This window comes from Kribbella rubisoli (assembly GCF_004217145.1).
Taxonomy (GTDB): Bacteria; Actinomycetota; Actinomycetes; order Propionibacteriales; family Kribbellaceae; genus Kribbella; species Kribbella rubisoli.
This window is the reverse complement of record NZ_SHKR01000019.1, coordinates 152,603-176,406: the sequence shown is the minus strand read 5'-3', so window position 1 is coordinate 176,406 and position 23,804 is coordinate 152,603. Positions and strand designations below refer to the sequence as shown.

The window sequence follows — 23,804 nt, the reverse complement described above, 5'->3', positions numbered from 1 at the left end:
GAGTGACTCAACTTCCTGTTGTGGTAGTCGGTGCCGGACCGATCGGTCTGACCGCGGCCCTCGGCCTGGAGCACTACGGCATCCCGTATGTGCTGCTGGAGGAGGACGCCACGCTCTCCTCCGACACCAAGGCCGGTACGACGCTCAGCCGGACCCTGGAGATCTGGAACCGGTACGGTGCGGTGGACCGCATCCTCGGCGCGGCCCTGCGGATCGACGAGATCGGTGACATCGACCGGGCCACCAACACGCCCCGCGCCTCGGTGCAGCTGGCCGAGCTGGCGAACGACACGCAGTTCCCGTTCGTCATCAACCTGCCGCAGCAGAAGATGGAGCCGCTGCTCGCCGCCGCTCTGTCCACGCCGGTGCGGACGCAGCACCGGATGACGTCGTTCGACGTACGCGACGACCGCGTCGTACTGCAGGTGGAGACGCCGGACGGACCGCAGGAGCTTGAGGCGTCGTACCTGCTGGCCTGTGACGGCGGGCGTTCGCGGATCCGCGATGCACTCGGGGTAAAGGTGGTGGGGGAGACCCTGCCTGAGCGGTACATGCTGATCGATGTCGTGGTGGACCTGGACGTCAACAACGCCAGGGACTACCCGTACCTCGCGTACTTCGCGGACAAGTCCGAGTGGATGGTCCTGATCCGGCAGCCCGACAACTGGCGGTTCCTGTTCCCGCTGGCGCCGGGCGCCGACGCACCGGACGACGAGGACCTGCTGGTGAAGGTGAAGCAGTTCATCGGCGAGGTGGACCGGATCGAGCTGCTGGGCTCGGTCGTCTACAACGTGCACCACCGGGTCGCGGAGCAGTGGACCAAGGACCGCAGGGTGTTCCTGATGGGCGATGCGGCCCACCTGATCACGCCGATGTGGGCGCTCGGTCTGAACACCGGAGCGCTGGACGCGTCGAACCTGCCGTGGCGGCTGGCCTGGGTACTGCGCGGCTGGGCCGAGCCGTCGTTGCTGGACGGGTACGAGCAGGAGCAGCGTCCGGTGGCGATCGAGGGCTCCGGCGAGATGGCCGAGGCTGCGCGGAAGTACATGTCGTTCCAGCAGGGTGCTGTCACAGCGGGAACGAGCGACTGGGCAACGGCGTACACGCGGACACTGCTCAGTGTGCGGCTGGATGTGGACGGCTCCGGTGACTGGTCGATGGTTGCCACCTCGGCCGAACCGCCCACGGTGCGCGCCGGCGACCGGGCGCCCGACCTGGTGCTGCAGAGCCCGACGGGCCGGGTGACGATCCACGACCTGTGCCGGGACTCGTTCGTTGCCTTGTACTTCACAGATGTCCGCCGGCGCCCGGAGATCCCGGTGAACGGATCGCCTGCGCTGCAGCACTATGCGGTGTCCCGGTGGGACGCGCCGCACGACTCCGGTCTGCGGGACCGTGCGCTGTTCGACCCGGGAAGCGTTGCCACCAAGCGGTACGGCGTACCGCCGGAGACCGTCGTACTGCTCCGTCCGGACGGACACGTGGCTGCTGTCGCTCCGATGGGTACTGGTGTTGCCGAGGAGCTCTACAGCCGCATTACTGGTCGGGAGGTGCCATGACCGGGTTTGACCAGCCGCTGCGGGAGATCCTGCTGCAGACGGACGACCTGGAGTGGGTGGAGAAGTCGCTGGACGGCTTGTCCCACAAGATGCTGTGGCGGGACCCGGAGACCGAGGCCTCGATCGCACTGGTGCGTTTCGAGAAGGGCTCCGGCATTCCGTCCGTGCACAAGCACGCGTCGAACCAGTTCATGTTCTGCCTGTCGGGCCGGTACGTGTACCTGCCGACCGGGACCACGCTGACCAAGGGCAGCTTCTACTGGAACCCGAAGGGCGTAACGCACGGACCGACGCGGGCAGAGGAGATCTCTGTCCTGCTGGAGGTGTACGACGGGCCGCACTACCCGGAGCGGCCGGACTTCTACGACAACGACGAGGACGCCCGCTGACATGGCCGGTTGGGACATCCACACGCACCTGATCCCGCCGACCGTACTGTCGGCGGCGCACCGGGGTGAGTTCGGGCTGTCCGTCGACAGCGGTTTCCTGGTGATCGACGGACAGCGACTGCCGCTGCGTCGGCTCGCTGACCCGGCCGCACTGCTGCACTGGATCACCGAGCAGTCGCTGGACGGTGCTGTCGTCTCCGTGCCGCCCGCGCTCTTCCGGTACGACGCCGGCGTCGAGTGGTCCGAGCTGGTCAACCAGGGGCTCCGGGAGCTCGCCACACCGCAACTGCGCGTCTTGGCGCATCTGCCGCTGCTGGACCCGGCAGCGCCGGCCGTGGCTGCCGGTCTGGCCGGTGAAGGCGTGTTCGGCGGGTTCGCAGTGGGTACGCCGAGCTATGCCGGGCTGGATCCGGTCTGGCGGGTGCTGGACGCGCTGGAGGCGTTCACGCTGATTCACCCCGGCAGCAGTGACGACAAGCGGCTTGATTCGTTCTACTTGTCGAACCTGTTGGGGAATCCGTACGAGACCGGGGTGGCCGCCGCTTCGCTCGTCTTCGCCGACGTGCCGGGGCGGTTTCCAGGGATCCGGTTCTGCTTGTGCCATGGGGGTGGTGTGACGGCGGCCGTTGCCGGCCGGTGGCAGCGTGGCATCGACACCGAACGGCCCGGGATCGAGCCGGTGTCGTTGCCGGTCGCGGAGGCGTTGCGCCGGTTCTATGTCGACGACCTGGTGCACGACGACGCCGTACTGGAACTGCTGGCTTCGACGTTCGGTGCCGAGCGGGTGCTGGCCGGGAGTGACTGGCCGTTCCCGATGGGCAGTGACGGGCTTTCCCCCGCGCGGTCCGCGACGGCCGAGGTGCTGACCCGGCCGCTGGCGAAGGAGGTCGCCGCGTGGTGAGACGGGTGTTCTGTCTGGTCGAGGTTGTGATCAGATATCAAATCGTGAACGGGGATGAGGCGTGAGTACACGGGGGACTGTCTTGCACAGTCACGGGCCGGGTGAGCAGCTGAAGGCCGAAGAGGTCGAGCTGGCCGCCGGTCCGGGTGAGACGTTGGTGGAGATGCGGCTGGCCGCCGTGACTTCGCAGGACCGGTCGACGCTGGCCGGCAAGCAGCCGTCGGTGCCGTTCGTACCGGGCTCCGAGGGCACGGGTGTGGTCGTCAGTTCAGATGCGGTCGAGGCCGGGACGGCTGTGCTCGTCCGCGGCGAGGGCGTCGGCGTCACGAGAGCGGGCGTGTGGGGTCAGTACGCCGTCGTGCCGGATGCCGCCGTACATCGGCTGCCGTCGTCGTTGGAGCCGGGAGCGGCGCTGACGTTGCTGTCGCAGGCGTTGACTGCGCACACCGCAGTACGGCGGGTGGCCGACGTACTGAAGGGCGAGACCGTTGTCGTCACCGGCGTGACCAGTGTGCTCGGGCGGATGTGCGCTGCGATCGCACGGTCGGCCGGTGCGGAGCGGGTGATTGGTCTGGTGTCGATGGAGGCGTCTGCTGATGCCGCGACCGCCCTGGTGGACCAGATCGTTCGCGTAGACGGACTCGGACAGGTTGGCCGGGAGCTGCAGTGGTGTGACGCGGCGATCGACACTATGGGCGGTCCGGTGGCCGGCGGGGTGCTGGGGCACATCGCTCCGGGCGGGCGGATCGCCGTACTGGGTTATAAGGCCGGTGAGTTCACCACGATCGATCTGCATCAGTTGATCGGCCGCGACCTCCGGGTGCTGCCGGTGAACCTGCAGCGCACTGCTCTGGCACCGGATGCGGTCGGTCAGGCACTCGCAGATATCGCACCGGCTTCCTGGCGAGCGGAGTACGACGTGGTGCCCGCGGACCGGGCCGGTGACGCGCTGGATCGGCAGGCCGGGCGGGTGTTGCTGGATCTGACCGTGTTGCGCTGACACTCTCCGGCTGGCCTAGACCACTTGTCTTTGTGGGGTCCTGGGCTGAGCAATCCGTCGTCGAAGGCCCGCAGATACCCGAGCGGCGGCTACGGTACCTCCAGAGCTGAATAGGAGAGAGGCAGCCCGCTACTGATGATCCGACGACTCGAGCTCACGCCTGGGGGGCCTACCGGCCGTCGTACGCTCGCCGAGGAAGCCGCCGCCGAACTGCACGAACTGATCCTGTCCGGTGAGCTCCCCAGTGGTACGGCGCTGCGGCTCGAGGAGCTCGCCAAACGGCTGGACATGAGCCAGATGCCGATCCGGGAAGGGCTGCGCCGGATGGCTGCGCTCGGACTGGTGGAAATCGTCCCGCACAAGGGCGCCTGGGTCCGTGAGCTGTCGATGGAGGACCTGCGCGACACCCACGCGACCCGGTTGGCGCTGGAGTCTCTTGCGGTGCGTGCGGCCGCGACGCGGTTCTCCGACACGGACGCCTCGACCGCGCGGGACGCACTGGCCGAGCATGTCCGGTTGTCGAAGCTGGGTGACAACATCGCGTCCCGGCAGGCGCACACCGAGTTCCACTTCGCCATCTACCGGGCCGGCGGTTCGCGGTGGCTGCCGCGAGCGATCGAGCCGGTCTGGCAGAACAGCGAGCGCTACCGGTTCGGCTCCCGGCAGACCAAGGCTCGGATCGAGCAGACCCGGCGGGAGCACCAGGCGATCCTCGACGCCTGCGTCGCACACGACGAGGCAGGCGCCGAGGCCGCGTTGCGCGAACACCTGGAAGGTGCGATGCAGCGCATCACCGAGACGATGGAGCGTCGCTCGGCCAAGCCGTGAGCTCTTCGAACCGGTCGTGCTGCCAGCCCGTTGCGTCGAAGACCGCGCGAAGCAGCAGGCCGTCGCTGCTCGCGCGGTGGACCCGGATGAGCTCTTCGAGCGGCTTGCTGCCCAAACCTTCGTAGTACTCGTCCAGTGCTTGCCGCCTGCGCTGCTCGGACCCTCCGCTCATCTCCTCGAGCGGTGTGGCGCATCCGGTGAGGTGGCCTGAGCCGATCTGCTGTCCTGGGGCTAGCTGCTGGACCAGTTGCTCACCTGCACGCACGTCCTGTGCTCGTACGCGTGCACCGAGCGTGCGGCAGGGGACGTGCCGGAGTGCTCGCTGGACTGCTTGTGAGATGGCGATGTGGTCCGGATGCCCGGTGAGTCCGTCCCGTCCGACGGTGAGGATGAGCTCCGGCTGGAGCTCGTGGACTGCCTTCTCGACCTCTGCGGCCAGCTCGGCCGGATCGGCGGCTGCCGGCGTCTGCGGGCCTTTGTGACCGCCGTCGTCGATCCACTGGTTCGCAGCGCCGAGCCAGCCCCATTCGTCGATCCCGAGCAGCGCGCACGAGTTGGTGAGGTGGTCCGCGGCTCCGTGCATCCCGGCGGTGGCAACACGCAGTACGACGTGCCAACCCTGCTCGTGCAGCACAGCGGTCGCGGCGCCGGTGGCGAACACCTCGTCGTCAGGGTGTGCGTGGACGACGAGCGCCGTACGCATGAGCTGTTCAGTCGGCCAGGCGGGCCGGGAAGCCGCCGGTGGCGAGCGGACCCCAGCGCTCCGGGGCGATGCGGATCAGGCACTTGCCCTGCTTCACCATCGCCTCGCGGTACTCGTCCCAGTCCGGGTGCTCGCCGGAGATCGCACGGTAGTAGTCGACCAGCGGCTCCACCGCGTCCGGCAGCTCGATCACCTCGCCAGTACCGTCCACCTGCACCCACGCGCCGCTCCACTCGTCCGACAGCACGAGCACACCGGCCTTGCCGGTCCGCTTCACGTTGGTGCTCTTGGCCCGCTCCGGGTACGACGAGATGACGATGCGGCCCTCGGTGTCCACACCCCCGGACACCGGCGACGCCTGCGCCGTCCCGTCCGCCCGGTACGTGATCAGCAACATGTGATGACGAGGCCGCACAAACTCCAGCAGCCCCTCGATGTCGACCTTGGTGTTGGTAGCAATAGTCCTCGGCATAGGCCCCACCCTATGCGTCCGCCCGGAGCTCCCTGCGGGGGTGTGGACGACCGGATTGACATGTTCGAACAGGTGTTCGAACATGGATTCATGACGGGGATCGAAGCAGCGGCGAGCCGGGTCACGGCGCTCGATCAGGCACGCCTGCTCCTCGCCCAGGTCAAGGCTCGGAAGGCGGCTGAGGACGACGATGAGGAGGGTGCCCGGCTGGCTCCTGTCACCGGCCGGGTGCCGTCGGTTGCGCGGGTGCAGCAGGCGTTGGATACGGCGGGGGTGGATCGGGAGCTGCCGACGCATCCGGCGGTGAGTGAGTTGCTGGCGGGGGCGAGCCTGCGCGGCGGCTCGGTGTACTCCGTGCGCGGCAGCGCCGCCCTGGTGATGGCGTTGATGGCCGGTCCGTCCGCGGAGGGTGCCTGGTGCGGCGTCGTCGGGGTGCCGTCGTTCGGCGCCGAGGCGGCGCGTGGGCTCGGGGTCGATCTGGAGCGGCTCGTGCTGGTCCCGGATCCGGGCCGCGAATGGCTCAGCGTCGTCGCCGCGTTGGTGGACGCGCTGACGGTGGTGGTCGTCCGGCCGCCCGGGGAGGTGACACCGGGGGAGGCGTCCCGGCTCGCCGCCCGGCTCCGGACCCGCGGCGCGATGCTGATCGCGTACGGGTCGTGGCCCGGCAGCGAGGCCCGGTTCGAGATCGAGAGCAACACCTGGACCGGTCTCGGCGACGGCGAGGGGCTGATCACCGCCCGCCGGGCAACGGTCGCGGTGACCGGTCGACGGGCAGGCGTGCGCGCTCGTCGTCATGAGCTCTGGCTTCCCGGCCCTGACGGCGCTGTCCGGCCCGCGGAGCCGGCGCGTGAGGAAGCTCCGGGCTGGCAGGAAGAGTGGGCGGACCAGATCGGCGCGGTGGGCTGATGGGCGGCCGCGGACTCACCCGCACGATGGTGATCTGGGTGCCCGACTGGCCGGTGACGGCGGCCGCGGTGGCGACCGGACGCTCGCCGGACGAGCCGATCGTCGTGCTGGAGAAGGGGAAGGTGCTCGCCACCTCGGCGGCCGCGCGGGCCGAAGGGGTGCGACGCGGGCAGCGGGCCCGGGACGCGCAGTCGCGGTGCCCGGAGCTGGTCGTGCTGAAGTACGACCCGGTGATCGACGCGCGCGCGTTCGACCCGGTGATCGCGTGCCTGGAGGCGATCACGCCGGGCGTGCAGGCGATCCGCCCGGGCATGTGCGCGTTGAAGGCACGCGGTCCGGCCCGGTTCTACGGCAGCGAGGAGCGGGCGGCGGAGAAGCTGCTCGACCGGCTGGAGACGTTCGACGTGCCGGGCAGCCGGGTCGGGATCGCCGACGGTCCGTTCGCCGCGGAGCAGGCGGCCCGGGCGAGCTCCGCGCGGACCAGGGTGCACGTGGTGGCGCCGGGCGGATCACCGGAGTTCCTCGCGCCGTTGTCGGTCGATCTGCTCGAGCAGCCGGAGCTCACGGATCTGCTGCGCCGGCTGGGGTTGCGGTCGCTGGGCGCGTTCGCCCAACTGTCCGGGACGGAGGTGCTGACCCGGTTCGGTCCCAATGGCGCCTTCGCCCATCGGCTGGCGAGCGGATCCGACGATCGCCCGGTGACCGGCCGGGAGGTCCCGCCGGAGCTGACCCGGGCGCTCGACTTCGAGCCGTCCGTCGACCGGGTCGACCAGGTCGCGTTCGCGGTCCGCGCGATCGCCGACGAGCTGATCGTCCGGCTGACCGAGCTCGGCCTGGTGTGTACGACGCTGCGGGTCGAGGTCGGCACCGAGTCCGGGCGGATCCACGAGCGGGAGTGGCTGCATCCACGCTGGTTCACCGCGGCGGACGTGGTGGACCGCGTGCGTTGGCAGTTGCAGGGGAGCGGGACGGCGACCAGTGAGCTGACGTCGCCGGTCGTGCGGATCCGGTTGATCCCGGATCAGGCGGATCCGGTCGGCGCGCATGTCGACGGGTTGTGGGGTGGCGGGCCGGACGAGCGGATCCACCGGGCGTTGTCGCGGGTGCAGAGCATGCTCGGTCACGGCGCGGTCGTGTCGGTGGTGATCGGCGGCGGGCGAGGGTTCGCGGACCGGCAGACGCTGATCCCGTGGGGCGATCCGCCCGTGCCGGCACGGCCGCCGGACCAGCCGTGGCCCGGGGCGATCACCGGGGCCCAGCGCTGGCCGACGCCGGCGCCGACCACGATCTTCCCGGAGCCGATCCCCGCGAAGGTGTTCGCAGCGGACGGCGCCCAGGTCTCGGTCAGCGCCCGCGGCGAGCTGTCCGGCGTACCGACCGCGTTCTCCTTGCTGTCCTCCGGCGGCTCCGGCGTTCAAGTTGCCGACAGCAACAAACTCCACCCGATCACGGCCTGGGCCGGCCCCTGGCTCAGCACCGAACGCTGGTGGGACCCCGCCACCGAGTCCCGCCAGGCCCGCTTCCAGTTCCAGACCGCCGACACCCGCGCCTGGCTCTTCACCCTCCACCAAACAACCTGGCAGGCCCAAGCCACCTACGACTGATCACGTGAAGTCGATGCGCATCACGGTGCGGCGGAGGGTGGGGTGGGTGAGTTGTTTGAAGCCGGCTTCCTCGAAGGCTTGGTGGGGGCCTACGTGGAGTTCGCCCCAGGTGATGGTTTTGCCGGGTTGGGTGAACATCGGGTAGGCCTCCAGCGCGCGGGCGCCGCGGCTGCGGGCGTACGGGATCGTCGCGCGGGCCAGGTGGTAGGTGAGGCCGCGGCCGCGGAAGCCTTTGCGGACCGTTAGGCACGTGACCGCCCAGACGCTCTCGTCGTCCTTGTCCTCGGAGCGGTCCGCCCACAGCACCCGCGACGTCCGCAGCTTCGGGTACGCCGTGCGCGGCTCGACAGCGACCCAGCCGGCCGGCTCGCCGTCGACGTACGCGACCAGTCCGGTCGTCGACGTCGCGTCCGGTACGCCGCACGCGGTCTGGTCCTGGAGCCGCGTCATCCGCTCGTCCAGTGTCGAGTCCCGCCAGATCCACCCGCGGATCTTGAACCGTTGGCACTGGCACTGCCCGGCGTCCGTCGTACCGAAGATCGTTTGCAGGTCTTCCCACGGCACTTCGTTCGCCGGTACGACGGTCAGCTGCGACTCATCGATCACCATGCCCAGCAGATTAACGCCGGTTCCGGACGACCCGCTTCCGGAACTAAATTGACCGCATGCATCGCAGCCGAGTCTCCACCTTTCTCATCGACGTACGACGCGACGAGATCGACGCCGCCACGACGTTCTGGTCCGAGGCGCTCGGGGTACGGACGTCGTCGCCGGAGGGCGAGCCGCAGTTCACCAGTCTGCACGACGCGATCCCGGGGTACGTTGCCGCGATCCAGTCGGTCGACGACGACCCGCGGTACCACCTCGACATCGAGACCGATGATGTCCCCGCCGAGGTCGCGCGACTGACCGCCCTCGGCGCGGTGGAGATCGCCGACTGGCAGGGCTGCCACACCCTCAAAGCCCCCGGCGGCCATCTGTTCTGCGTCATCCCAATGCACAGCGATCCGAAGTACTTCGAGCAGCAGGCGACCGTCTGGGGGAATGAATGAGCGTGACAGTGCGGGATCTGGTGCCCGCGTTCATCGACTTCTGGGCGAGTGCGGACCGGCCCTGGGACGAGTACATCGAGAAGCACCCTGACGTCCTCAACGATCTGACCAGGTCCGGCCGGACGCTGCAGGAAGCGCAACGGGAGAAGACGTTCGCGGCGTACGAACAGTTCGCCGACCGGATCCGGGCCAACGCGCCGCACGCCACCCGGTGGATCGAGCAGGCCGCCGATCGCGTCGTACCGCTCCTCGACGCCGGCCACATCGACATCGACGGGGTCGCGATGGTCGGGCTCGCGACCTCGAACGGCTGGGTCGCCGGCGGCACGTTGTACCTCGCGGTCGAGCTGATCCCCGACGAACGCGGCGCCGAGATCCTCGGCGCCCACGAGATCGCGCACGCGCTGCAGGCGCCGCTTCCCGAACAGCCCTGGCCGGACGAGGGTCCGCTCGGCGAGGACATCTACAGCGAAGGTTTCGCGACCGCGCTCACGGCCGAGCTGTTCCCGCAGTACACGCTCGCCGAGCACCTCTGGTTCGGACCCGGGTACGACGACTGGCTCGCCGACTGCCAACGCCAGGAAGCGGCCGCCCGCGCCGCGATCCTCGGCAACCTCGACTCCGAGGACGACGACGTCATCCGCCGCTTCCTCACGCTCAGCGGCAAGTCCGAGTTCCCGCAGCGCATCGGGTACTACGTCGGCACCAGGCTGATCCAGGACCTCCGCCGCGAGCACTCGTGGCCCGATCTGGCCCGCTGGTCCACCGCCCGGGCCATGCATGAACTCCGTGCCTGGCTGACGAACAACGACCCTGACGACGCCGGAGTTCCGCGCTAGGCCGGCAGCAGAATCGGCCGTCGGACAGGCGACGCCCGGACTAGGCTCCGAGACATGACTGAGCTTGCGGCGACGTTCCAGCAGGAAGCAGTAGCGGAGGCCTACCAGCATCGGCCGCCCTACCCGGACGAGGTGTTCGACCGGCTTCTGGCATTGATCACCGACGAACCGCGACGCGTGCTCGACATCGGTGCCGGCGAAGGCGCGATCGCCCGGCCGATCGCGCCGCGGGTCGAGCACGTCGACGCGATCGACTTCTCCGCGCCGATGATCGAAGCCGGCAAGCAGCGCCCCGGCGGCGACCACCCGAACATCACCTGGCAGGTCAACCCGATCGCGACCGCGGACCTCGAAGGCCCGTACGCAGTGGTGACCGCCGGCGCGAGTATCCACTGGATGCCGTGGGAGGAGACGTTCGCGCGGATCGTCCCGCACCTGACCCCGAACGCCCAGCTCGTCGTCATCGAGCACGGTCCCGTCGACATGCCCTGGTGGGACGGTGTCGTCGAAGCAATCCAGCGGCACTCGCGCAAGAAGGACCACGACCCGAAGTACAGCGTGGTCGAGGCGATCCGCGATCGCGGGCTGCTCGAGCTCAACGGGATGGCACGGACGGCGCCCGTCAGCTATCACCAGAAGGTCGTCGACTACGTGGAGCAGTTCCACTCGACGTCGAGCCTGGCGAGAGATCTGATGACTCCCGAGGAGGCCGCCGACTTCGACGCGACCGTCGAGGAAGCGGTCCGGCCGTACGCGAAGGACGGCGTACTGGAGCTGAAGATCGAGGCCGAGCTCAGCTGGGGTCGGCCGAGAGCTTAGCGGCGCGCGCCTGCAGGTAGCGCTGTTCGGGAAGACTCTGCGTGAGCCGCGCGGCAAGCTCATAAGCCTGTTGGGCCGCAACCGCATCGCCGGACAGTTCCAGCAGATGAGCGCGCACCGCAGCCAACCGATGGTGACCCTGCAATGCACCGTCCACGTCGTCGAGCAACGCCAGCCCGGCCGCCGGGCCGTGCACCATCGCGACCGCGACGATCCGGTTCAGAGTCACCATCGGCCCTGGCGCGGTCGATTCGAGAAGTTCGTACAGCATCAGGATCTCGCGCCAGTCCGTGTCCTCGGCCCGCGCCGCCGAGTCGTGGACCGCGGCGATCGCCGCCTGCAGCTGGTAGAGCCCGACGGGCGCCGATTGCAGCGTCGACGTGATCAACTCGGTGCCTTCGGCAACCGCCGCACCATCCCACAACGTCCGGTCCTGTTCGGGCAACGGCACCAGCGCCCCGTCCGCCGTCGTACGCGCGGGCCGACGCGCATCCGTCAGCAGCATCAACGCGAGCAGCCCGGCCACCTCGCCCTCGGCCGGCAGCTGTGCCCGCAACTGCCGCGTCAGCCGGATCGCCTCCGTGCTCAGCTCGACCCGGTGCAGCGACGTACCGGATGACGCCGTGTAGCCCTCGTTGAAGATCAGATACAGCACATGCAGTACGGCGGCCAGCCGCTCGGGCTGCTCCGACGCCGGCGGCATCGCGAACCGCGCGCCCTGGAGCTTCGCCTTCGCGCGGCTGATCCGCTGCCCGATCGTTGCCTCCGGCACCAGAAATGCCCGGGCGATCTCGCCGGTGGTCAGCCCGCCGACCGCGCGCAGCGTGAGCGCGACCTGCGACTGCGACGTCAGCGCCGGATGGCAGCACAGCATCAGCAGCGTCAGCGAGTCGTCCACCGACGACGCGGGCTCCGGGTCCGGCGCGACAGCGACGGCTTCCTCCCGCCGCGTGCGGGCCGCCTCGTTCCGCAGTACTTCGATCCGCCGCCGCGACGCGACCGTGATCAGCCAGCCGCGCGGATTCGCCGGAACGCCCTCACCCGGCCACTGCAGCGACGCCGCCAGCAGAGCCTCCTGTACGGCGTCCTCGCACGCGTCGAAGTCGCCGTACCGCCGGACCAGCGCGGCCAGCACCTGCGGCGCCTGCTCCCGCAGCAGCTCCCCGATCACATGAACGCGCCGAGATCACGGACCGGTCGAACCTCCACGACACTGAACGGAGCCTCCGGGATCTGGGCGACGATCTCCACCGCACGGTCCATCGAGTCGCAGTCGAGCAGGTAGAAGCCGGCCAGCTGCTCCTTCACCTCGGCGAACGGCCCGTCCGTCGTCATCGGCTTCCCGTCGCGGACCAGCACCTGCTTGGTCAGCCGAGGGTCGTCCAGCGACTCCGACGCGACCAGCTCCCCGCGGGCCGCGAGCGCCTCGTGCAGGCCGGCGTACCCCGCCATGCCTTCCTGCTTCTGCTCGTCGGACAGCGAATCCCACACCGCCCGCGACTCCGGGTTCCCGTAGATCAGCACCAAGAACTTCATGATCAGCCCTCCCGTTCCAAGGATCACTCTCGGGTATCGATCGGGTCACCGGTTCGCACCATCCATAGCGGCAGCCGGGCAGGCGCGTTCTGGTATCAGGGGAAAGTCGGGGCATGCCCCGGCATGGCCGGACGTAAACCTGTCGGGGTGCCCCAGTAGAGTTACGACGGGTATCAGGGTGAGAGAGGGAGGGGTCGCGTGCCGGACTTGGAAGTGTCCGACCGGGTTTTGACGATCCCGAACGCGCTCAGCTTCCTCAGGTTGCTGGGGGTGCCGCTGTTCCTGTGGCTGGTGCTCGGCCCGAAGGAGGACGGCTGGGCGCTGCTGGTGCTGGCGATCTCCGGGTTCACCGACTGGGCCGACGGCCAGATCGCCCGCCGGATGAACCAGACCAGCCGCCTGGGCCAGATGCTCGACCCGGTCGCCGACCGGCTGTACATCTTCGCGACCGTCGTGGGCCTGGCGTTGCGCGACATCATCCCGTGGTGGCTGGCGATCGCGCTGCCGCTGCGGGACCTGCTGCTGACGCTGACCCTGCCGGCCCTGCACCGCCGCGGCTTCAACGCGCTGCCGGTGCACTTCCTCGGCAAGTCCGCCACGTTCTGCCTGCTGTACGCGTTCCCGCTGCTCCTGCTCGGCGACGGCGACTCCACCCTCAACCTGCTCGCCCGCGTGTTCGGCTGGGCGTTCGCGATCTGGGGGACCGGTCTGTACTACTGGGCCGGCGCGCTGTACTTCGCCCAGCTGCGGCACCTCGTCCAGACGGTGAAGCCGATCAAGGACGCGGCCGGGTAGAGCGGTGACACAGCAAGCCCCCCAGAAACCGGCGCAGCAGCCTCGGCGCGTCGACGCGTCGATGTCGCTGCTGAACAACCTGATGGCGCACCCCATCGACGAGGGGTACGCCGTCGCCGCCCGGACCCGCCCGAAGGACGGCGCCAAGGCGCTCCGCTCCCGGCACCGGATCATGCTCGTAGCGGCCACGCTCGTGCTCGGCTTCCTGCTCGCGATCGCCGCCTCGCAGAACTACCGCAGCGCGCCGGAGGCCGAGAAGCAACGCAACGAGCTGATCGACCGGATCAACCAGGCCGACAGCCGGCTGACTGGTCTGCGCAACCACCAGTCCGATCTCGCCGACGAAGTACGCCGGCTGCAGGCGAGCGGACTGAGCAACGACAGCACCGGCGCGGCGCTGCAGCAGAAGCTCGACGACCTGGAGCTGCAGACCGGGGCGATCTCGGTCACCGGCCCGGGGCTCAAGGCGGTCATCGACGATGCGAAGAACGCCGACTCCAAAGAGGGCCGGCTGCTCGACGTCGATCTGCAGCAGCTGGTCAACGGCCTGTGGACGTCCGGCGCGGAGGCGGTCTCGGTGAACGGTCACCGGATCACCTCGCTGACCGCCATCCGCGGCGCGGGCAGTGCGATCACGGTCGACTACAGCTCGCTGACCCCGCCCTACACGGTGCTCGCGATCGGGGACACCGCGACCATGCCGGCCCGGTTCGCGCAGAGCTCGGGCGGCCGCTGGGTCCAGTACCTGGTGAGCAACTTCGATGTCCGGATGACGATCACGACGGAGGACTCCTTGCTGGTGCCGGCCGATGCGACCATCGCGTTGCGCTACGCGAAAGTGGGATCGAGATGATCGCCGTACTCGGACTGGTGATCGGTGTCGTGATCGGTCTGCTGGTCGCGCCCGATGTGCCGGACTGGGCCCAGCCCTACCTGCCGATCGCGGTCGTGGCCGCGCTCGACGCGGTGTTCGGCGCGCTCCGGGCGTTCCTGGACGGGATCTTCGACGACAAGGTGTTCGTCGTGTCGTTCGTCTCGAACGTGCTGATCGCGGCCCTGATCGTCTACCTGGGTGACCAGCTCGGCGTCGGTTCGCAGCTGTCCACCGGCGTGGTGGTCGTGCTCGGCATCCGGATCTTCACCAATATGGCCGCCATCCGGCGCCACATCTTCCGGGCCTGAGATGACCGACGACAAACCCGACAAGCCCAAGCCTGAGCAAGCGGCGAAGCCCGAGCCCAAGCCCGAGCCCGCGGCCGAATCGCCGCAGCCGGTGATGCCGACCCCGATGCCCAAGCCGAAGACGCCCAACCTGGCGCTGCGGCGGCTCAAGGCCGGGTTCAAGCCGTCCCGCGGCCAGGCGATCGTGGCCGTCGTGCTGGCGCTGGTCGCCTGTGTGGCCGTGGTCCAGGTCCGGGTGAACCGGGCCGACGACGGCTACCAGAACGCCCGCCGCGAGGACCTGATCGCGATCCTGGACGGCCTCGGCCAGAACACCCGCCGGCTCGAGAGCGAGATCGCCGACCTCGAGGAGCGGAAGAACTCGCTGTCCTCGAGCGCGGACAAGGCACAGACGGCGCGCGAGCAGGCCGAGGCCCAGGTCCGCACCCTCGGCATCCTGGCCGGTACGCTGCCCGCGACAGGTCCCGGTGTCCGGATCACGCTGAACGACCCGCAGGGCAAGATGACCTCGAGCAACCTGCTGGACGCGATCGAGGAGTTGCGCGACGCCGGTGCCGAGGCGATCCAGATCAACGGGTTGGTCCGGGTGGTCGCGAGCACCGACTTCGTGGACGATCCGCCGGGGATCCTGATCGACGGTCAGAAGGTCAACTCGCCGTACGTGATCGAGGCGATCGGCGAGTCGCACAACCTGGCCGAGGCGGCCAACTTCCCCGGCGGCCTGGTCAGCGAGGTGACCGGTCCGCAGGTGGGCGGAACGGCGGAGGTGAACGAGCTGCCGACGGTCCCGATCGCCGCCTTGCACGCGCCGGAGGAGCCTCGTTACGCTCGCCCGGCGCCCAGCCCGACCAAGTAGCTGTTCTCCTTGAGTGAAAGAGGAACGAAGGTGTACCCCGAAGACCTGAAGTACACGGCCGAGCACGAGTGGCTGAAGGCCGGTAGCGACGGACCGGTGCGGGTCGGCATCACCGACTTCGCGCAGGACCAGCTCGGCGACATCGTGTACGTGCAGCTGCCCGACGTCGGCAGCACGGTGCGGGCCGGCGACGCGTGTGGCGAGCTGGAGTCGACCAAGAGCGTGAGCGACCTGTTCGCCCCGGTGAACGGCACCGTCACCGCGGTGAACGAGGCGCTCGCCGACCAGCCCGACCTGGTGAACAGCGACCCGTACGGCGAGGGCTGGCTGCTCGACATCGAGGTCGAGGACGCGGCCGAGGTCGCCGCGCTGATGGACGCCGATGCCTATCAGGGACAGCTCGACCAGAGCTGATAGGTTTTGGGCCTCAACCGCTGGTCGAGGGTTGAGGCCCTCTCATCTTGTTCCAGCACGTCACACTGTTCACACGGGGTCTATCGAAAACGTCGCCGGACACCCGGCGATCGGGAGGATCACAGCATGCCGTTCTGCAACCAGTGCGGGCACGAGAACTCCGAGGGCAGCCGGTTCTGCTCGCAGTGCGGAGCGATGCTGCCTGGCGCGGACCGCCCGGCGGCAGCACCGGCCACGCCTCAGCCGACGCCGGGCGTCACCGACACCGCGATGCTGACTCCGATCGGCGCCGAGCCGGAGCCGGAGCAGACCGGTGAGCCGCTGTCGGCCGACGACGAGGCCGCTGTCGGCGCACTGCCGGCCGGGTCGGCTCTGCTGATCGTGCAGCGCGGCCCGAACGCGGGCAGCCGGTTCCTGCTCGACGTCGACGTCGTCACCGCGGGCCGCCACCCGGACAGCGACATCTTCCTCGACGACGTCACCGTGTCCCGCCGGCACGCGGAGTTCCGCCGCGACCCGTACGGCGTGAAGGTCCGCGACGTCGGCAGCCTGAACGGCACGTACGTCAACCGCGACCGGATCGACGAGGTCCAGCTGAGCAACGGCGACGAGGTTCAGATCGGCAAGTACCGGCTGGTGTACTACGCCAGTGGCCAGGCCTGATCCGAGCGCCGCTGATTCCACGGCCGGAGGGCCGGCGGACGGTCGCGGCATCGGCCAGGTGCTGCAGCTGCTGCAGGCCGAGTTCGCCGATGTCACGATCTCCAAGATCCGGTTCCTGGAGGCCGAGGGACTGGTGACGCCTGCCCGGACGGCGTCGGGGTACCGCAAGTTCAGTGCCGCCGACGTCGAGCGGCTGCGGTATGTGCTGACCGCGCAACGCGACCAGTACCTGCCGCTGAAGGTGATCAAGGAACATCTCGGCGCGATCGACCGCGGCCTGCGTCCGGCCGCCGCGGGCCCACCGGTCGCGCCGAGCTCGTTGCCGCAGACCCCCGGTCAGCCGGTCGCGGACGATTTCGGTGCCTCGGGCACCGAGCTGCGGCTGACCCGCAGCGAGCTCCAGGCCGCTGCCGGAGTCTCGTCGGAGCTGCTCGGCGAGCTGGAGAGCCACGGCCTGGTGGTGGCCAGCGGCAACCACTACGGCGGCGACGCGATCGTGATCGCCCAGGTCGCCGCGGAGCTGGCCGGGTACGGGCTCGAGCCCCGGCACCTGCGCGCCTTCCGTACGGCGGCCGATCGGGAGGTCGGGCTGATCGAGCAGGTCACCGGCCCGCGCCGTACCGAACAGACCGGGGAGCTGGCCGCCCTGACCGTTCGGTTGCACACCGCACTGGTCCGTTCCCGCCTGCCGCGTCCGTAGCGAACCGCGGGGGCACCCCGGGGCTTCCCCTCGGAGTAGGCTGAAGGTGTGCGCGAAGTCGACGTGGTCGGAGTCCGGGTTGAGATGCCCTCGAGTCAGCCGATCGTGCTGCTGAAAGAGGTCGGCGGAGAGCGGTATCTGCCGATCTGGATCGGGGCCGCCGAGGCCAGTGCGATCGCGTTCGCCCAGCAGGGCATGGAGCCGCCCAGGCCGCTGACCCACGACCTGTTCGCCGAGACCATCCGGGTGCTCGGGCACACGCTCAGCCAGGTCCGGATCGTGAACCTGAACGACGGGGTGTTCGAGGCGATCCTGGTCTTCGACGACAAGACCGAGATCTCCGCGCGGCCGTCGGACTCGATCGCGCTCGCGCTGCGGACCGGTACGCCGGTGTTCTGCGCGGAGGAGATCCTGGCCGAGGCCGGGATCCCGGTCCCGGAGAGTGAGACCGACGACGACGAGGTGGTGGAGGAAGAGGAGGTCGAGCGGTTCCGCGAGTTCCTCGACCAGGTGACTCCGGAGGACTTCGACAAGAGTTGATCCACCCGCGCGTTTGGGCTCGGGTGGTACAAGAGCGGCTTGGTAACGATTCGTACGGCGGTCGCGACACGCTCCCGGCTCGGTGCGGTTGTCGTTGACCCGCTCCGGACGGCGGCTTACCGTGAAGGAGTCGTGGGGTGCTGTCACTCCACGGAGATGGCTCGTTCCAGTCGGTATCCAGGGAGGCTCAGGCGTGACACGCACCGGCGACACGGATCTGACGGCGCAGTCGACGTCCGACGCGCACGCCGAGGCTGTGGCAGCTGCTACGGCCACCGCCGGCGTACAGGGTCTGCTGTTCGACGACGACCTGCGGCCGATGCCGGAGGATGTCGGGTTCCGCGGTCCGACGGCCTGCGCCGCGGCCGGGATCACCTACCGGCAGCTCGACTACTGGGCGCGGACCGGTCTGGTCTCGCCGTCGGTTCGCCCGGCGACCGGCTCCGGGACCCAGCGGTTGTACGGTTTCCGTGACGTTCTGTTGCTGAAGGTGATCAAGCGGCTGCTCGACGCCGGGATCTCGCTGCAGCAGATCCGGACCGCGATCGCGCACCTGAGCAAGCGCGGCTTCGACGACCTGACCCAGATCACGCTGATGAGCGACGGCGCGTCGGTGTACATGTGCTCGTCGCCCGACGAGGTGATCGACCTGCTGGCCGGCGGCCAGGGCGTGTTCGGTATCGCGCTCGGCGGCGTCTGGCGTGAGGTCGAGGGCTCGCTCTCCGAGCTGCCCACCGAGCGTGCCGACGGTCACGACGAAGGTGACTCCGACGGCCACGCCGGCGACGAGCTCGCCGCCCGCCGTCGCGCCCGGATGACGGGCTGACATAGTTCTGTCTTGTGCGCCCACTCACTGCTGACTCGCTCCGCGGTGTGTGGGCGACCTTGTTGCTGCCCCTGAACGCGGACGACTCGATCGACTTCGCCCGGCTCGAGTCCCAACTCGCCGTACTGGCGTCGTCCGAGGTGGACGGGCTGTACGCCCACGGGACGGCGGGGGAGTTCCAGACGCTGACCGAGGACGAGTTCGACCGGATCAACTCGTTGCTTGCCGCGGCGGGTAAACCGTTCCAGCTCGGTGCCAGTCATCCGTCGGCGCAGGTGCAGCTGTCGCGGGTCGAGCGGGCAGCGAAGCTGGCACCTGGAGCGATTCAGGTGATCGTTCCGGACTGGATTCCGCTGAATTCCCGTGAGCTGCTGGCGTTCCTCCAGCGGGTGGCAGACGTCGCCGGGGAGGTGCCGCTCGTCTTGTACAACCCGCCGCACGCGAAGACGGCTGTTGCGCCGCGGCAGCTGTGTGAGCTCGCCGAGGCGGTGCCGAGTCTGATCGGGTTGAAGACTGCCGGTGGCGACAAGGCGTGGTTCGACGAGGCGCTGAGGTCCGGGCTCGCGATCTTCGTGCCTGGGCACTTCCTGGCGAGTATGTCGTTACTCGGCGCGCACGGCAGCTACTCGAACGTCGCTGCACTGTCGCCCAACGGCGCCGTACGGACCGCTCATGATCTGGATGTCGAGCGCCGGATCGCGGAGTTCTTCGCGGCGCACGTCGCGCCGCTGCAGAAGATCGGGCTGTCGAACCCGGCGCTGGACAAGTTCCTGGCCGCGGTCGGGGACTGGGCCGACGTCGGCACCCGGGTCCGCTGGCCGATGCAGTCGGCGTCCGCGGAGCAGGTCGAGGCGGCCAGGCCCGCCGCCCGGCGACTCCTGCCCGAACTGTTCCAAGATTCCTGGTAGCCTCGTTTCAGCCGTACACAGCACTCGGGAGAGACCCGTGTCATCGGGCGCCGAAGGGGCAATTCCTCCCCGGAACCTCTCAGGCCCATGGACCGAGTGCCTTAGGCGACTCTGAAGCACGTTCGTGTGACAGAGGGGGAGGCGACCGGAAGCATTGTCAGCAACGGAGCCTCTGATGACCGAACTGTCCGCAATCTTTGCCGACCGCCACATCGGGCCACGCCCGGACGAGGTCGCGCGCATGGTGGAGCTGCTCGGGTACGCCGACGTCGACGCACTGGTCGATGCCGCCGTACCGGACTCGATCCGCTCGGCCGAGCCGCTCCGGCTGCCTGAGCCGGCCTCCGAGGTCGATGCGCTGACCGAGCTCCGTCAGCTCGCGGCCCGCAACAACGTCGCGACCTCGATGATCGGCCAGGGGTACTACGGCACCTTCACGCCGTCGGTGATCGTGCGGCGACTGGTCGAGAACCCGGCCTGGTACACCGCCTACACGCCGTACCAGCCCGAGATCTCCCAGGGCCGCCTCGAGGCGCTGCTGAACTTCCAGACCGTCGTCTCCGACCTGACCGGTCTGCCGACCGCGAACGCGTCGCTGCTCGACGAGGGCACCGCGGCCGCCGAGGCGATGACGCTGGCCCACCGGTCGAACAAGAAGAGCAAGTCGGACCGCTTCCTGGTCGACGCCGACTGCTTCGCCCAGACCATCGCCGTCGTGCAGACCCGGGCCGAGGCTCTCGGCATCGAGGTCGTCGTCGCCGATACCACCGACGGCCTGCCCGAGGGCGACTTCTTCGGTCTCCTCGTGCAGTATCCGGGCTCCAACGGCGCCGTCCGCGACCTCAAGCCGCTGATCGAGGCGGCCCACGAGCGCGACACGTTGGTTGCCGTCGCCTCCGATCTGCTCGCGCTGACGGTGCTCGAGGCGCCGGGTGAGGCCGGCGCCGACATCGTCATCGGCTCCTCGCAGCGCTTCGGCGTACCGCTGTTCTACGGCGGTCCGCACGCCGGCTTCATGTCCGTCCGGTCCGGCCTCGAGCGGTCGTTGCCCGGTCGTCTCGTCGGCGTATCCGTCGACGCCGACGGCGCCCCGGCGTACCGGCTGGCGCTGCAGACCCGCGAGCAGCACATCCGCCGCGAGAAGGCCACCTCGAACATCTGTACGGCGCAGGTCCTGCTGGCCGTCGTCGCCTCGATGTACGCCGTGTACCACGGACCGGACGGCCTTCGCGCGATCGCCGACCGGGTGCACAACTACGCCGGCAAGCTGGCCGCGTCGCTGCGTTCCGGCGGGGTCGAGGTCGTGCACGACGACTTCTTCGACACCGTGCTCGCCCGCGTTCCGGGTCAGGCCGCCGACGTGGTCGACGCCGCCCGGCAGAACGGGATCTGGCTGCGGCTCGTCGACGCCGACCACGTCGGGATCTCCTGCGACGAGAAGACCGATGTCGCCACGCTCACCCGCGTCTGCCAGTCCTTCGGCGTGCAGTACGACGACACGCTCGGCGGCGCCGCGATCGCCGTACCGCGGACGACGGAGTACATGACGCACCCGGTGTTCAACACGCATCGGTCCGAGACCGCGATGCTGCGGTACCTGCGCAAGCTGTCCGACAAGGACTACGCGCTGGACCGCGGGATGATCCCGCTCGGCTCGTGCACGATGAAGCTGAACGCGACCACCGAGATGGAGCCGGTCACCTGGCCGGAGTTCGCCGACGTCCACCCGTTCGCGCCGATCGAGGACGCGGCCGGGTATGTGAAGCTGATCGGTCAGCTCGAGCGCTGGCTCGCCGAGGTCACCGGCTACGCGAAGGTCTCGATCCAGCCGAACGCGGGTTCGCAGGGTGAGCTGGCCGGTCTGCTGGCGATTCGCGGGTACCACCGGGCGCAGGGGAATCTCGATCGGAACGTCTGCCTGATCCCGGCGTCGGCGCACGGCACCAACGCGGCGTCCGCGGTGATGGCCGGCATGAAGGTGGTTGTTGTCAAGGGCAACGACGACGGCACGATCGACCTGGACGACCTGCGGGCCAAGGCTTCCGAGCACGCCTCGAAGCTCGCGGCGATCATGATCACGTACCCGTCGACGCACGGGGTGTACGAGGAGAGCGTGCGCGAGGTCTGCTCGATCGTCCACGAGCACGGCGGCCAGGTGTACGTCGACGGCGCGAACCTGAACGCCTTGCTCGGGCTGGCGAAGCCGGGCGAGTTCGGCGGCGACGTCAGCCACCTGAACCTGCACAAGACATTCTGCATCCCGCACGGCGGTGGCGGTCCGGGTGTCGGGCCGGTCGGAGTCGCGGCGCACCTCGCGCCGTACCTGCCGAACCACCCGCTGCTCGACCAGGCCGGCCCCGAGTCCGGCGTCGGCCCGATCAGCGCCGCGCCGTTCGGGTCCGCGGGCGTGCTGGCGATCTCGTGGGCCTACATCCGGATGATGGGCGCGGCCGGTCTGACCGACGCGACCAAGACCGCCGTACTGAGCGCGAACTACGTCGCGAAGCGGCTCGAGGGCGCGTTCCCGGTCCTCTACACCGGCGAGAGCGGCCTGGTGGCGCACGAGTGCATCCTGGATCTGCGGCCGATGACCAAGGAGACCGGAATCACCGTCGACGACGTCGCGAAGCGGCTGATCGACTACGGCTTCCACGCGCCGACGATGTCGTTCCCGGTCGCGGGCACGCTGATGGTCGAGCCGACCGAGTCCGAGGACCTGGACGAGCTCGACCGCTTCTGCGACGCGATGATCGCCATCCGCCACGAGATCGACCGCGTCGCGGCAGGTGAGTGGCCGGCCGCCGACAACCCGCTGGTGAACGCCCCCCACACCGCCGAATCCGTCATCAACGACAAGTGGGAACACGCCTACACCCGCGAAGAGGCCGCCTTCCCCCGCTCGGTAGACCGCGCCTCCAAGTACTGGCCCCCCGTCCGCCGAATCGACGGCGCCTACGGCGACCGAAACCTAATCTGCTCCTGCCCAGCCCCGGAGGCTTTTGAGTAATGTCCCTGCGTTCTGACACCGCCGCTGCTCTGTACGCCGAGATTGCGACGGCTCAGAGTGAAGGGAAGTTGCCGTCGGTCAACGGTGGCGTGATCCGGGACGGGGCGCTGGTGTGGACCGGCGCGCGCGGGCGATTCGCGTCGGCAGGCGGGGCGCTGCCGGGGGCGGACGTGCAGTACAGGGTCGGGTCGATTACCAAGACGTTGACGGCGGTTTTGGTGATGCAGTGCCGCGATGATGGGTTGTTGTCGTTGAACGATGCTGTGGGCAAGCATTTGCCGGGGGTTGCGTTCGGGGATCGGACGGTTCGGCAGCTGCTGGCGCACAGTGGTGGGATGAATGCGGAGCCTGAAGGGCCTTGGTGGGAACGGAATCCGGGGGTTTCGTTCGATGAGCTGACGGCGGCGATGGATGAGTCGCAGGCGGTCGGGCCGGCGGATCGGCGGCATCACTACTCGAACCTCGGGTATGGGCTGCTCGGTGAGATCGTCGCGCGGTTGCGCGGGACCTCGTGGTGGGAGTTGGCGCAGGAGCGCATTCTCGATCCGCTGGAGATGCGGCGGACGACGTACTTCCCGTCGACGCCGGCGGCCGAGGGTTTCTCGGTTCATCCGTTCAGCGGCCAGCTCGTGCCGGAGCCGGCCTACGACTCGGGCGCGATGGCGCCGGCTGGCCAGCTGTGGAGCACGATCGAGGATCTGGCCCGGTATGCGGCGTTCTGGATCGATCCCGTGCATGAGGTGTTGAGCCGGGAGACGGTCGAGGAGATGGCGGCTCCGGTCGCATCGGATCCGCGGGAAGGGCTGACGGCGTCGTACGGTCTTGGTCTGCGGTTGATCGCCGACGACCCGCATCTGCTGATCGGTCACACCGGCTCGATGCCCGGATTCCTCGCGGGCCTGTTCGTCGACCGGGTACGCCGGATCGGAGCCGTCACGCTCGGCAATGCGACGTACGGGCGGGTCGCCTCGCTGGCGCCGGACCTGGTCCGCATCCTGGCAGCGTACGAGCCGCCGCTCGCGCAGGAGTGGGTCCCGGAGCCGACGCTTGCCCAAGGCACCGACCTGCTCGGTCACTGGTACTGGGGCAACACACCGCTCACGATCTCTGTCTCCGCGGGCATTCTGCAGCTCAGCGGCGGCCTCACCACCCGCCTCTCCCCGCTGGGACCCGACCTCTACCACGGCCGCGACGGCTACCTGGCCGGCGAAAAGCTGCACGTCATCCGCGACGGCGACACGATCTCGCACCTCAACATCGCCACATTTGTCCTGACGAGAACGCCGTACGGCGGTTAGGCTGGGA

27 protein-coding genes and 1 riboswitch are annotated in these 23,804 nt (G+C 69.2%); of the genes, 22 read left to right on the top strand and 5 right to left on the bottom strand.

The window, feature by feature from the left end; translation table 11 throughout:
• The first annotated feature begins 2 nt into the window (after positions 1-2).
• The 5 genes from EV645_RS40930 (at position 3) to EV645_RS40910 (ending at position 4,677) form a co-directional block, all read left to right on the top strand.
• Positions 3-1,559: an FAD-dependent monooxygenase gene (locus EV645_RS40930; RefSeq protein WP_130450605.1), complete on the top strand. Its 1,557-nt coding sequence runs from the start codon at positions 3-5 to the stop codon at positions 1,557-1,559.
• Positions 1,556-1,948: a cupin domain-containing protein gene (locus tag EV645_RS40925; RefSeq protein WP_130450603.1), complete on the top strand. Its 393-nt coding sequence runs from the start codon at positions 1,556-1,558 to the stop codon at positions 1,946-1,948. The genes EV645_RS40930 and EV645_RS40925 overlap by 4 nt, the downstream gene beginning before the upstream one ends.
• A gap of 1 nt (position 1,949) precedes the next feature.
• Positions 1,950-2,849: an amidohydrolase family protein gene (locus EV645_RS40920; RefSeq protein ID WP_130450601.1), complete on the top strand. Its 900-nt coding sequence runs from the start codon at positions 1,950-1,952 to the stop codon at positions 2,847-2,849.
• 61 nt (positions 2,850-2,910) lie between these two features.
• Entirely contained in the window at positions 2,911-3,849 is a 939-nt protein-coding gene (locus EV645_RS40915) for a quinone oxidoreductase family protein (RefSeq protein WP_130450599.1), read from the top strand.
• A gap of 135 nt (positions 3,850-3,984) precedes the next feature.
• A complete protein-coding gene (locus EV645_RS40910) occupies positions 3,985-4,677 on the top strand; it encodes a GntR family transcriptional regulator (protein ID WP_130450597.1) in 693 nt (230 codons plus the stop codon).
• On the opposite strand, the gene EV645_RS40905 is transcribed toward EV645_RS40910, so the two are convergent.
• Together EV645_RS40905 and EV645_RS40900 are read right to left on the bottom strand one after the other, a co-directional pair.
• On the bottom strand, positions 4,640-5,380 hold the full coding sequence (locus EV645_RS40905) for a PIG-L deacetylase family protein (RefSeq protein ID WP_130450596.1): 741 nt from the start codon (positions 5,378-5,380) through the stop codon (positions 4,640-4,642). The two genes, EV645_RS40910 and EV645_RS40905, sit on opposite strands and share 38 nt — an antisense overlap.
• A gap of 7 nt (positions 5,381-5,387) precedes the next feature.
• The gene (locus EV645_RS40900) at positions 5,388-5,852 is read right to left on the bottom strand and encodes a PPOX class F420-dependent oxidoreductase (RefSeq protein ID WP_130450594.1); all 465 of its coding nucleotides are present in this window, start codon (positions 5,850-5,852) and stop codon (positions 5,388-5,390) included.
• Between the two features lie 90 nt (positions 5,853-5,942).
• Here EV645_RS40900 and EV645_RS40895 point away from each other — a divergent pair, with 90 nt between their 5' ends.
• Together EV645_RS40895 and EV645_RS40890 are read left to right on the top strand one after the other, a co-directional pair.
• Entirely contained in the window at positions 5,943-6,758 is an 816-nt protein-coding gene (locus tag EV645_RS40895) for a hypothetical protein (RefSeq protein ID WP_242000975.1), read from the top strand.
• Complete coding sequence (locus tag EV645_RS40890; RefSeq protein WP_130450592.1) at positions 6,758-8,362, top strand: DNA polymerase Y family protein; 1,605 nt, start codon at positions 6,758-6,760, stop codon at positions 8,360-8,362. Before EV645_RS40895 ends, EV645_RS40890 begins: the two co-directional genes overlap by 1 nt.
• Here EV645_RS40890 and EV645_RS40885 read toward each other — a convergent pair whose 3' ends face one another.
• Entirely contained in the window at positions 8,363-8,971 is a 609-nt protein-coding gene (locus EV645_RS40885; protein WP_130450590.1) for a GNAT family N-acetyltransferase, read from the bottom strand.
• 56 nt (positions 8,972-9,027) lie between these two features.
• Between EV645_RS40885 and EV645_RS40880 the strand changes: the two genes are divergently transcribed.
• From EV645_RS40880 to EV645_RS40870, 3 genes are read left to right on the top strand one after another with little or no spacing between them, the layout of a single operon-like run.
• Positions 9,028-9,414, top strand: coding sequence for a VOC family protein (locus EV645_RS40880; RefSeq protein ID WP_130450588.1), 387 nt, complete (start codon positions 9,028-9,030; stop codon positions 9,412-9,414).
• Positions 9,411-10,253 carry a DUF2268 domain-containing putative Zn-dependent protease gene (locus tag EV645_RS40875; RefSeq protein WP_130450586.1) on the top strand — a complete coding sequence of 281 codons (843 nt, stop codon included), beginning with the start codon at positions 9,411-9,413 and terminating at the stop codon, positions 10,251-10,253. The genes EV645_RS40880 and EV645_RS40875 overlap by 4 nt, the downstream gene beginning before the upstream one ends.
• Before the next feature lie 54 nt (positions 10,254-10,307).
• Entirely contained in the window at positions 10,308-11,072 is a 765-nt protein-coding gene (locus tag EV645_RS40870) for a class I SAM-dependent methyltransferase (RefSeq protein WP_130450584.1), read from the top strand.
• On the opposite strand, the gene EV645_RS40865 is transcribed toward EV645_RS40870, so the two are convergent.
• Together EV645_RS40865 and EV645_RS40860 are read right to left on the bottom strand one after the other, a co-directional pair.
• The gene (locus tag EV645_RS40865; protein ID WP_130450582.1) at positions 11,047-12,243 is read right to left on the bottom strand and encodes an RNA polymerase sigma factor; all 1,197 of its coding nucleotides are present in this window, start codon (positions 12,241-12,243) and stop codon (positions 11,047-11,049) included. The genes EV645_RS40870 and EV645_RS40865 overlap by 26 nt on opposite strands.
• On the bottom strand, positions 12,240-12,608 hold the full coding sequence (locus EV645_RS40860; protein WP_130450580.1) for a YciI family protein: 369 nt from the start codon (positions 12,606-12,608) through the stop codon (positions 12,240-12,242). Before EV645_RS40860 ends, EV645_RS40865 begins: the two co-directional genes overlap by 4 nt.
• A 198-nt stretch (positions 12,609-12,806) precedes the next feature.
• On the opposite strand from EV645_RS40860, the gene clsA reads away from it, so the two are divergent.
• The 12 genes from clsA to EV645_RS40800 all read left to right on the top strand — a co-directional run bounded on the left by clsA (position 12,807) and on the right by EV645_RS40800 (position 23,797).
• Complete coding sequence (clsA, locus tag EV645_RS40855) at positions 12,807-13,403, top strand: cardiolipin synthase ClsA (protein ID WP_130450578.1); 597 nt, start codon at positions 12,807-12,809, stop codon at positions 13,401-13,403.
• A gap of 4 nt (positions 13,404-13,407) precedes the next feature.
• Complete coding sequence (locus EV645_RS40850) at positions 13,408-14,256, top strand: DUF881 domain-containing protein (RefSeq protein ID WP_242000974.1); 849 nt, start codon at positions 13,408-13,410, stop codon at positions 14,254-14,256.
• Positions 14,253-14,585, top strand: a complete 333-nt coding sequence (locus EV645_RS40845; RefSeq protein WP_012920789.1) for a small basic family protein — start codon at positions 14,253-14,255, stop codon at positions 14,583-14,585. The genes EV645_RS40850 and EV645_RS40845 overlap by 4 nt, the downstream gene beginning before the upstream one ends.
• A gap of 1 nt (position 14,586) precedes the next feature.
• Positions 14,587-15,441, top strand: a complete 855-nt coding sequence (locus tag EV645_RS40840; protein ID WP_130450576.1) for a DUF881 domain-containing protein — start codon at positions 14,587-14,589, stop codon at positions 15,439-15,441.
• A gap of 30 nt (positions 15,442-15,471) precedes the next feature.
• A complete protein-coding gene (gcvH, locus tag EV645_RS40835) occupies positions 15,472-15,855 on the top strand; it encodes a glycine cleavage system protein GcvH (RefSeq protein WP_130450574.1) in 384 nt (127 codons plus the stop codon).
• A gap of 126 nt (positions 15,856-15,981) precedes the next feature.
• The gene (locus tag EV645_RS40830) at positions 15,982-16,518 is read left to right on the top strand and encodes an FHA domain-containing protein (RefSeq protein ID WP_130450572.1); all 537 of its coding nucleotides are present in this window, start codon (positions 15,982-15,984) and stop codon (positions 16,516-16,518) included.
• Positions 16,505-17,218, top strand: a complete 714-nt coding sequence (gene ftsR, locus EV645_RS40825) for a transcriptional regulator FtsR (RefSeq protein WP_130450570.1) — start codon at positions 16,505-16,507, stop codon at positions 17,216-17,218. Before EV645_RS40830 ends, ftsR begins: the two co-directional genes overlap by 14 nt.
• Before the next feature lie 48 nt (positions 17,219-17,266).
• Positions 17,267-17,758 (top strand): bifunctional nuclease family protein, encoded by a 492-nt coding sequence (locus EV645_RS40820; RefSeq protein ID WP_130450568.1) that lies wholly within the window; start codon positions 17,267-17,269, stop codon positions 17,756-17,758.
• A 319-nt stretch (positions 17,759-18,077) separates the two neighbouring features.
• Entirely contained in the window at positions 18,078-18,584 is a 507-nt protein-coding gene (locus EV645_RS40815) for a MerR family transcriptional regulator (protein ID WP_233714804.1), read from the top strand.
• A gap of 14 nt (positions 18,585-18,598) precedes the next feature.
• Entirely contained in the window at positions 18,599-19,492 is an 894-nt protein-coding gene (locus tag EV645_RS40810) for a dihydrodipicolinate synthase family protein (protein WP_130450564.1), read from the top strand.
• Positions 19,493-19,507: 15 nt separating this feature from the next.
• Positions 19,508-19,597: riboswitch (glycine riboswitch) on the top strand.
• Positions 19,598-19,667: 70 nt separating this feature from the next.
• Positions 19,668-22,499, top strand: coding sequence for an aminomethyl-transferring glycine dehydrogenase (gene gcvP, locus EV645_RS40805; RefSeq protein ID WP_130450562.1), 2,832 nt, complete (start codon positions 19,668-19,670; stop codon positions 22,497-22,499).
• The gene (locus tag EV645_RS40800) at positions 22,499-23,797 is read left to right on the top strand and encodes a serine hydrolase domain-containing protein (protein WP_130450560.1); all 1,299 of its coding nucleotides are present in this window, start codon (positions 22,499-22,501) and stop codon (positions 23,795-23,797) included. Before gcvP ends, EV645_RS40800 begins: the two co-directional genes overlap by 1 nt.
• The last annotated feature ends 7 nt before the right edge of the window (positions 23,798-23,804 follow it).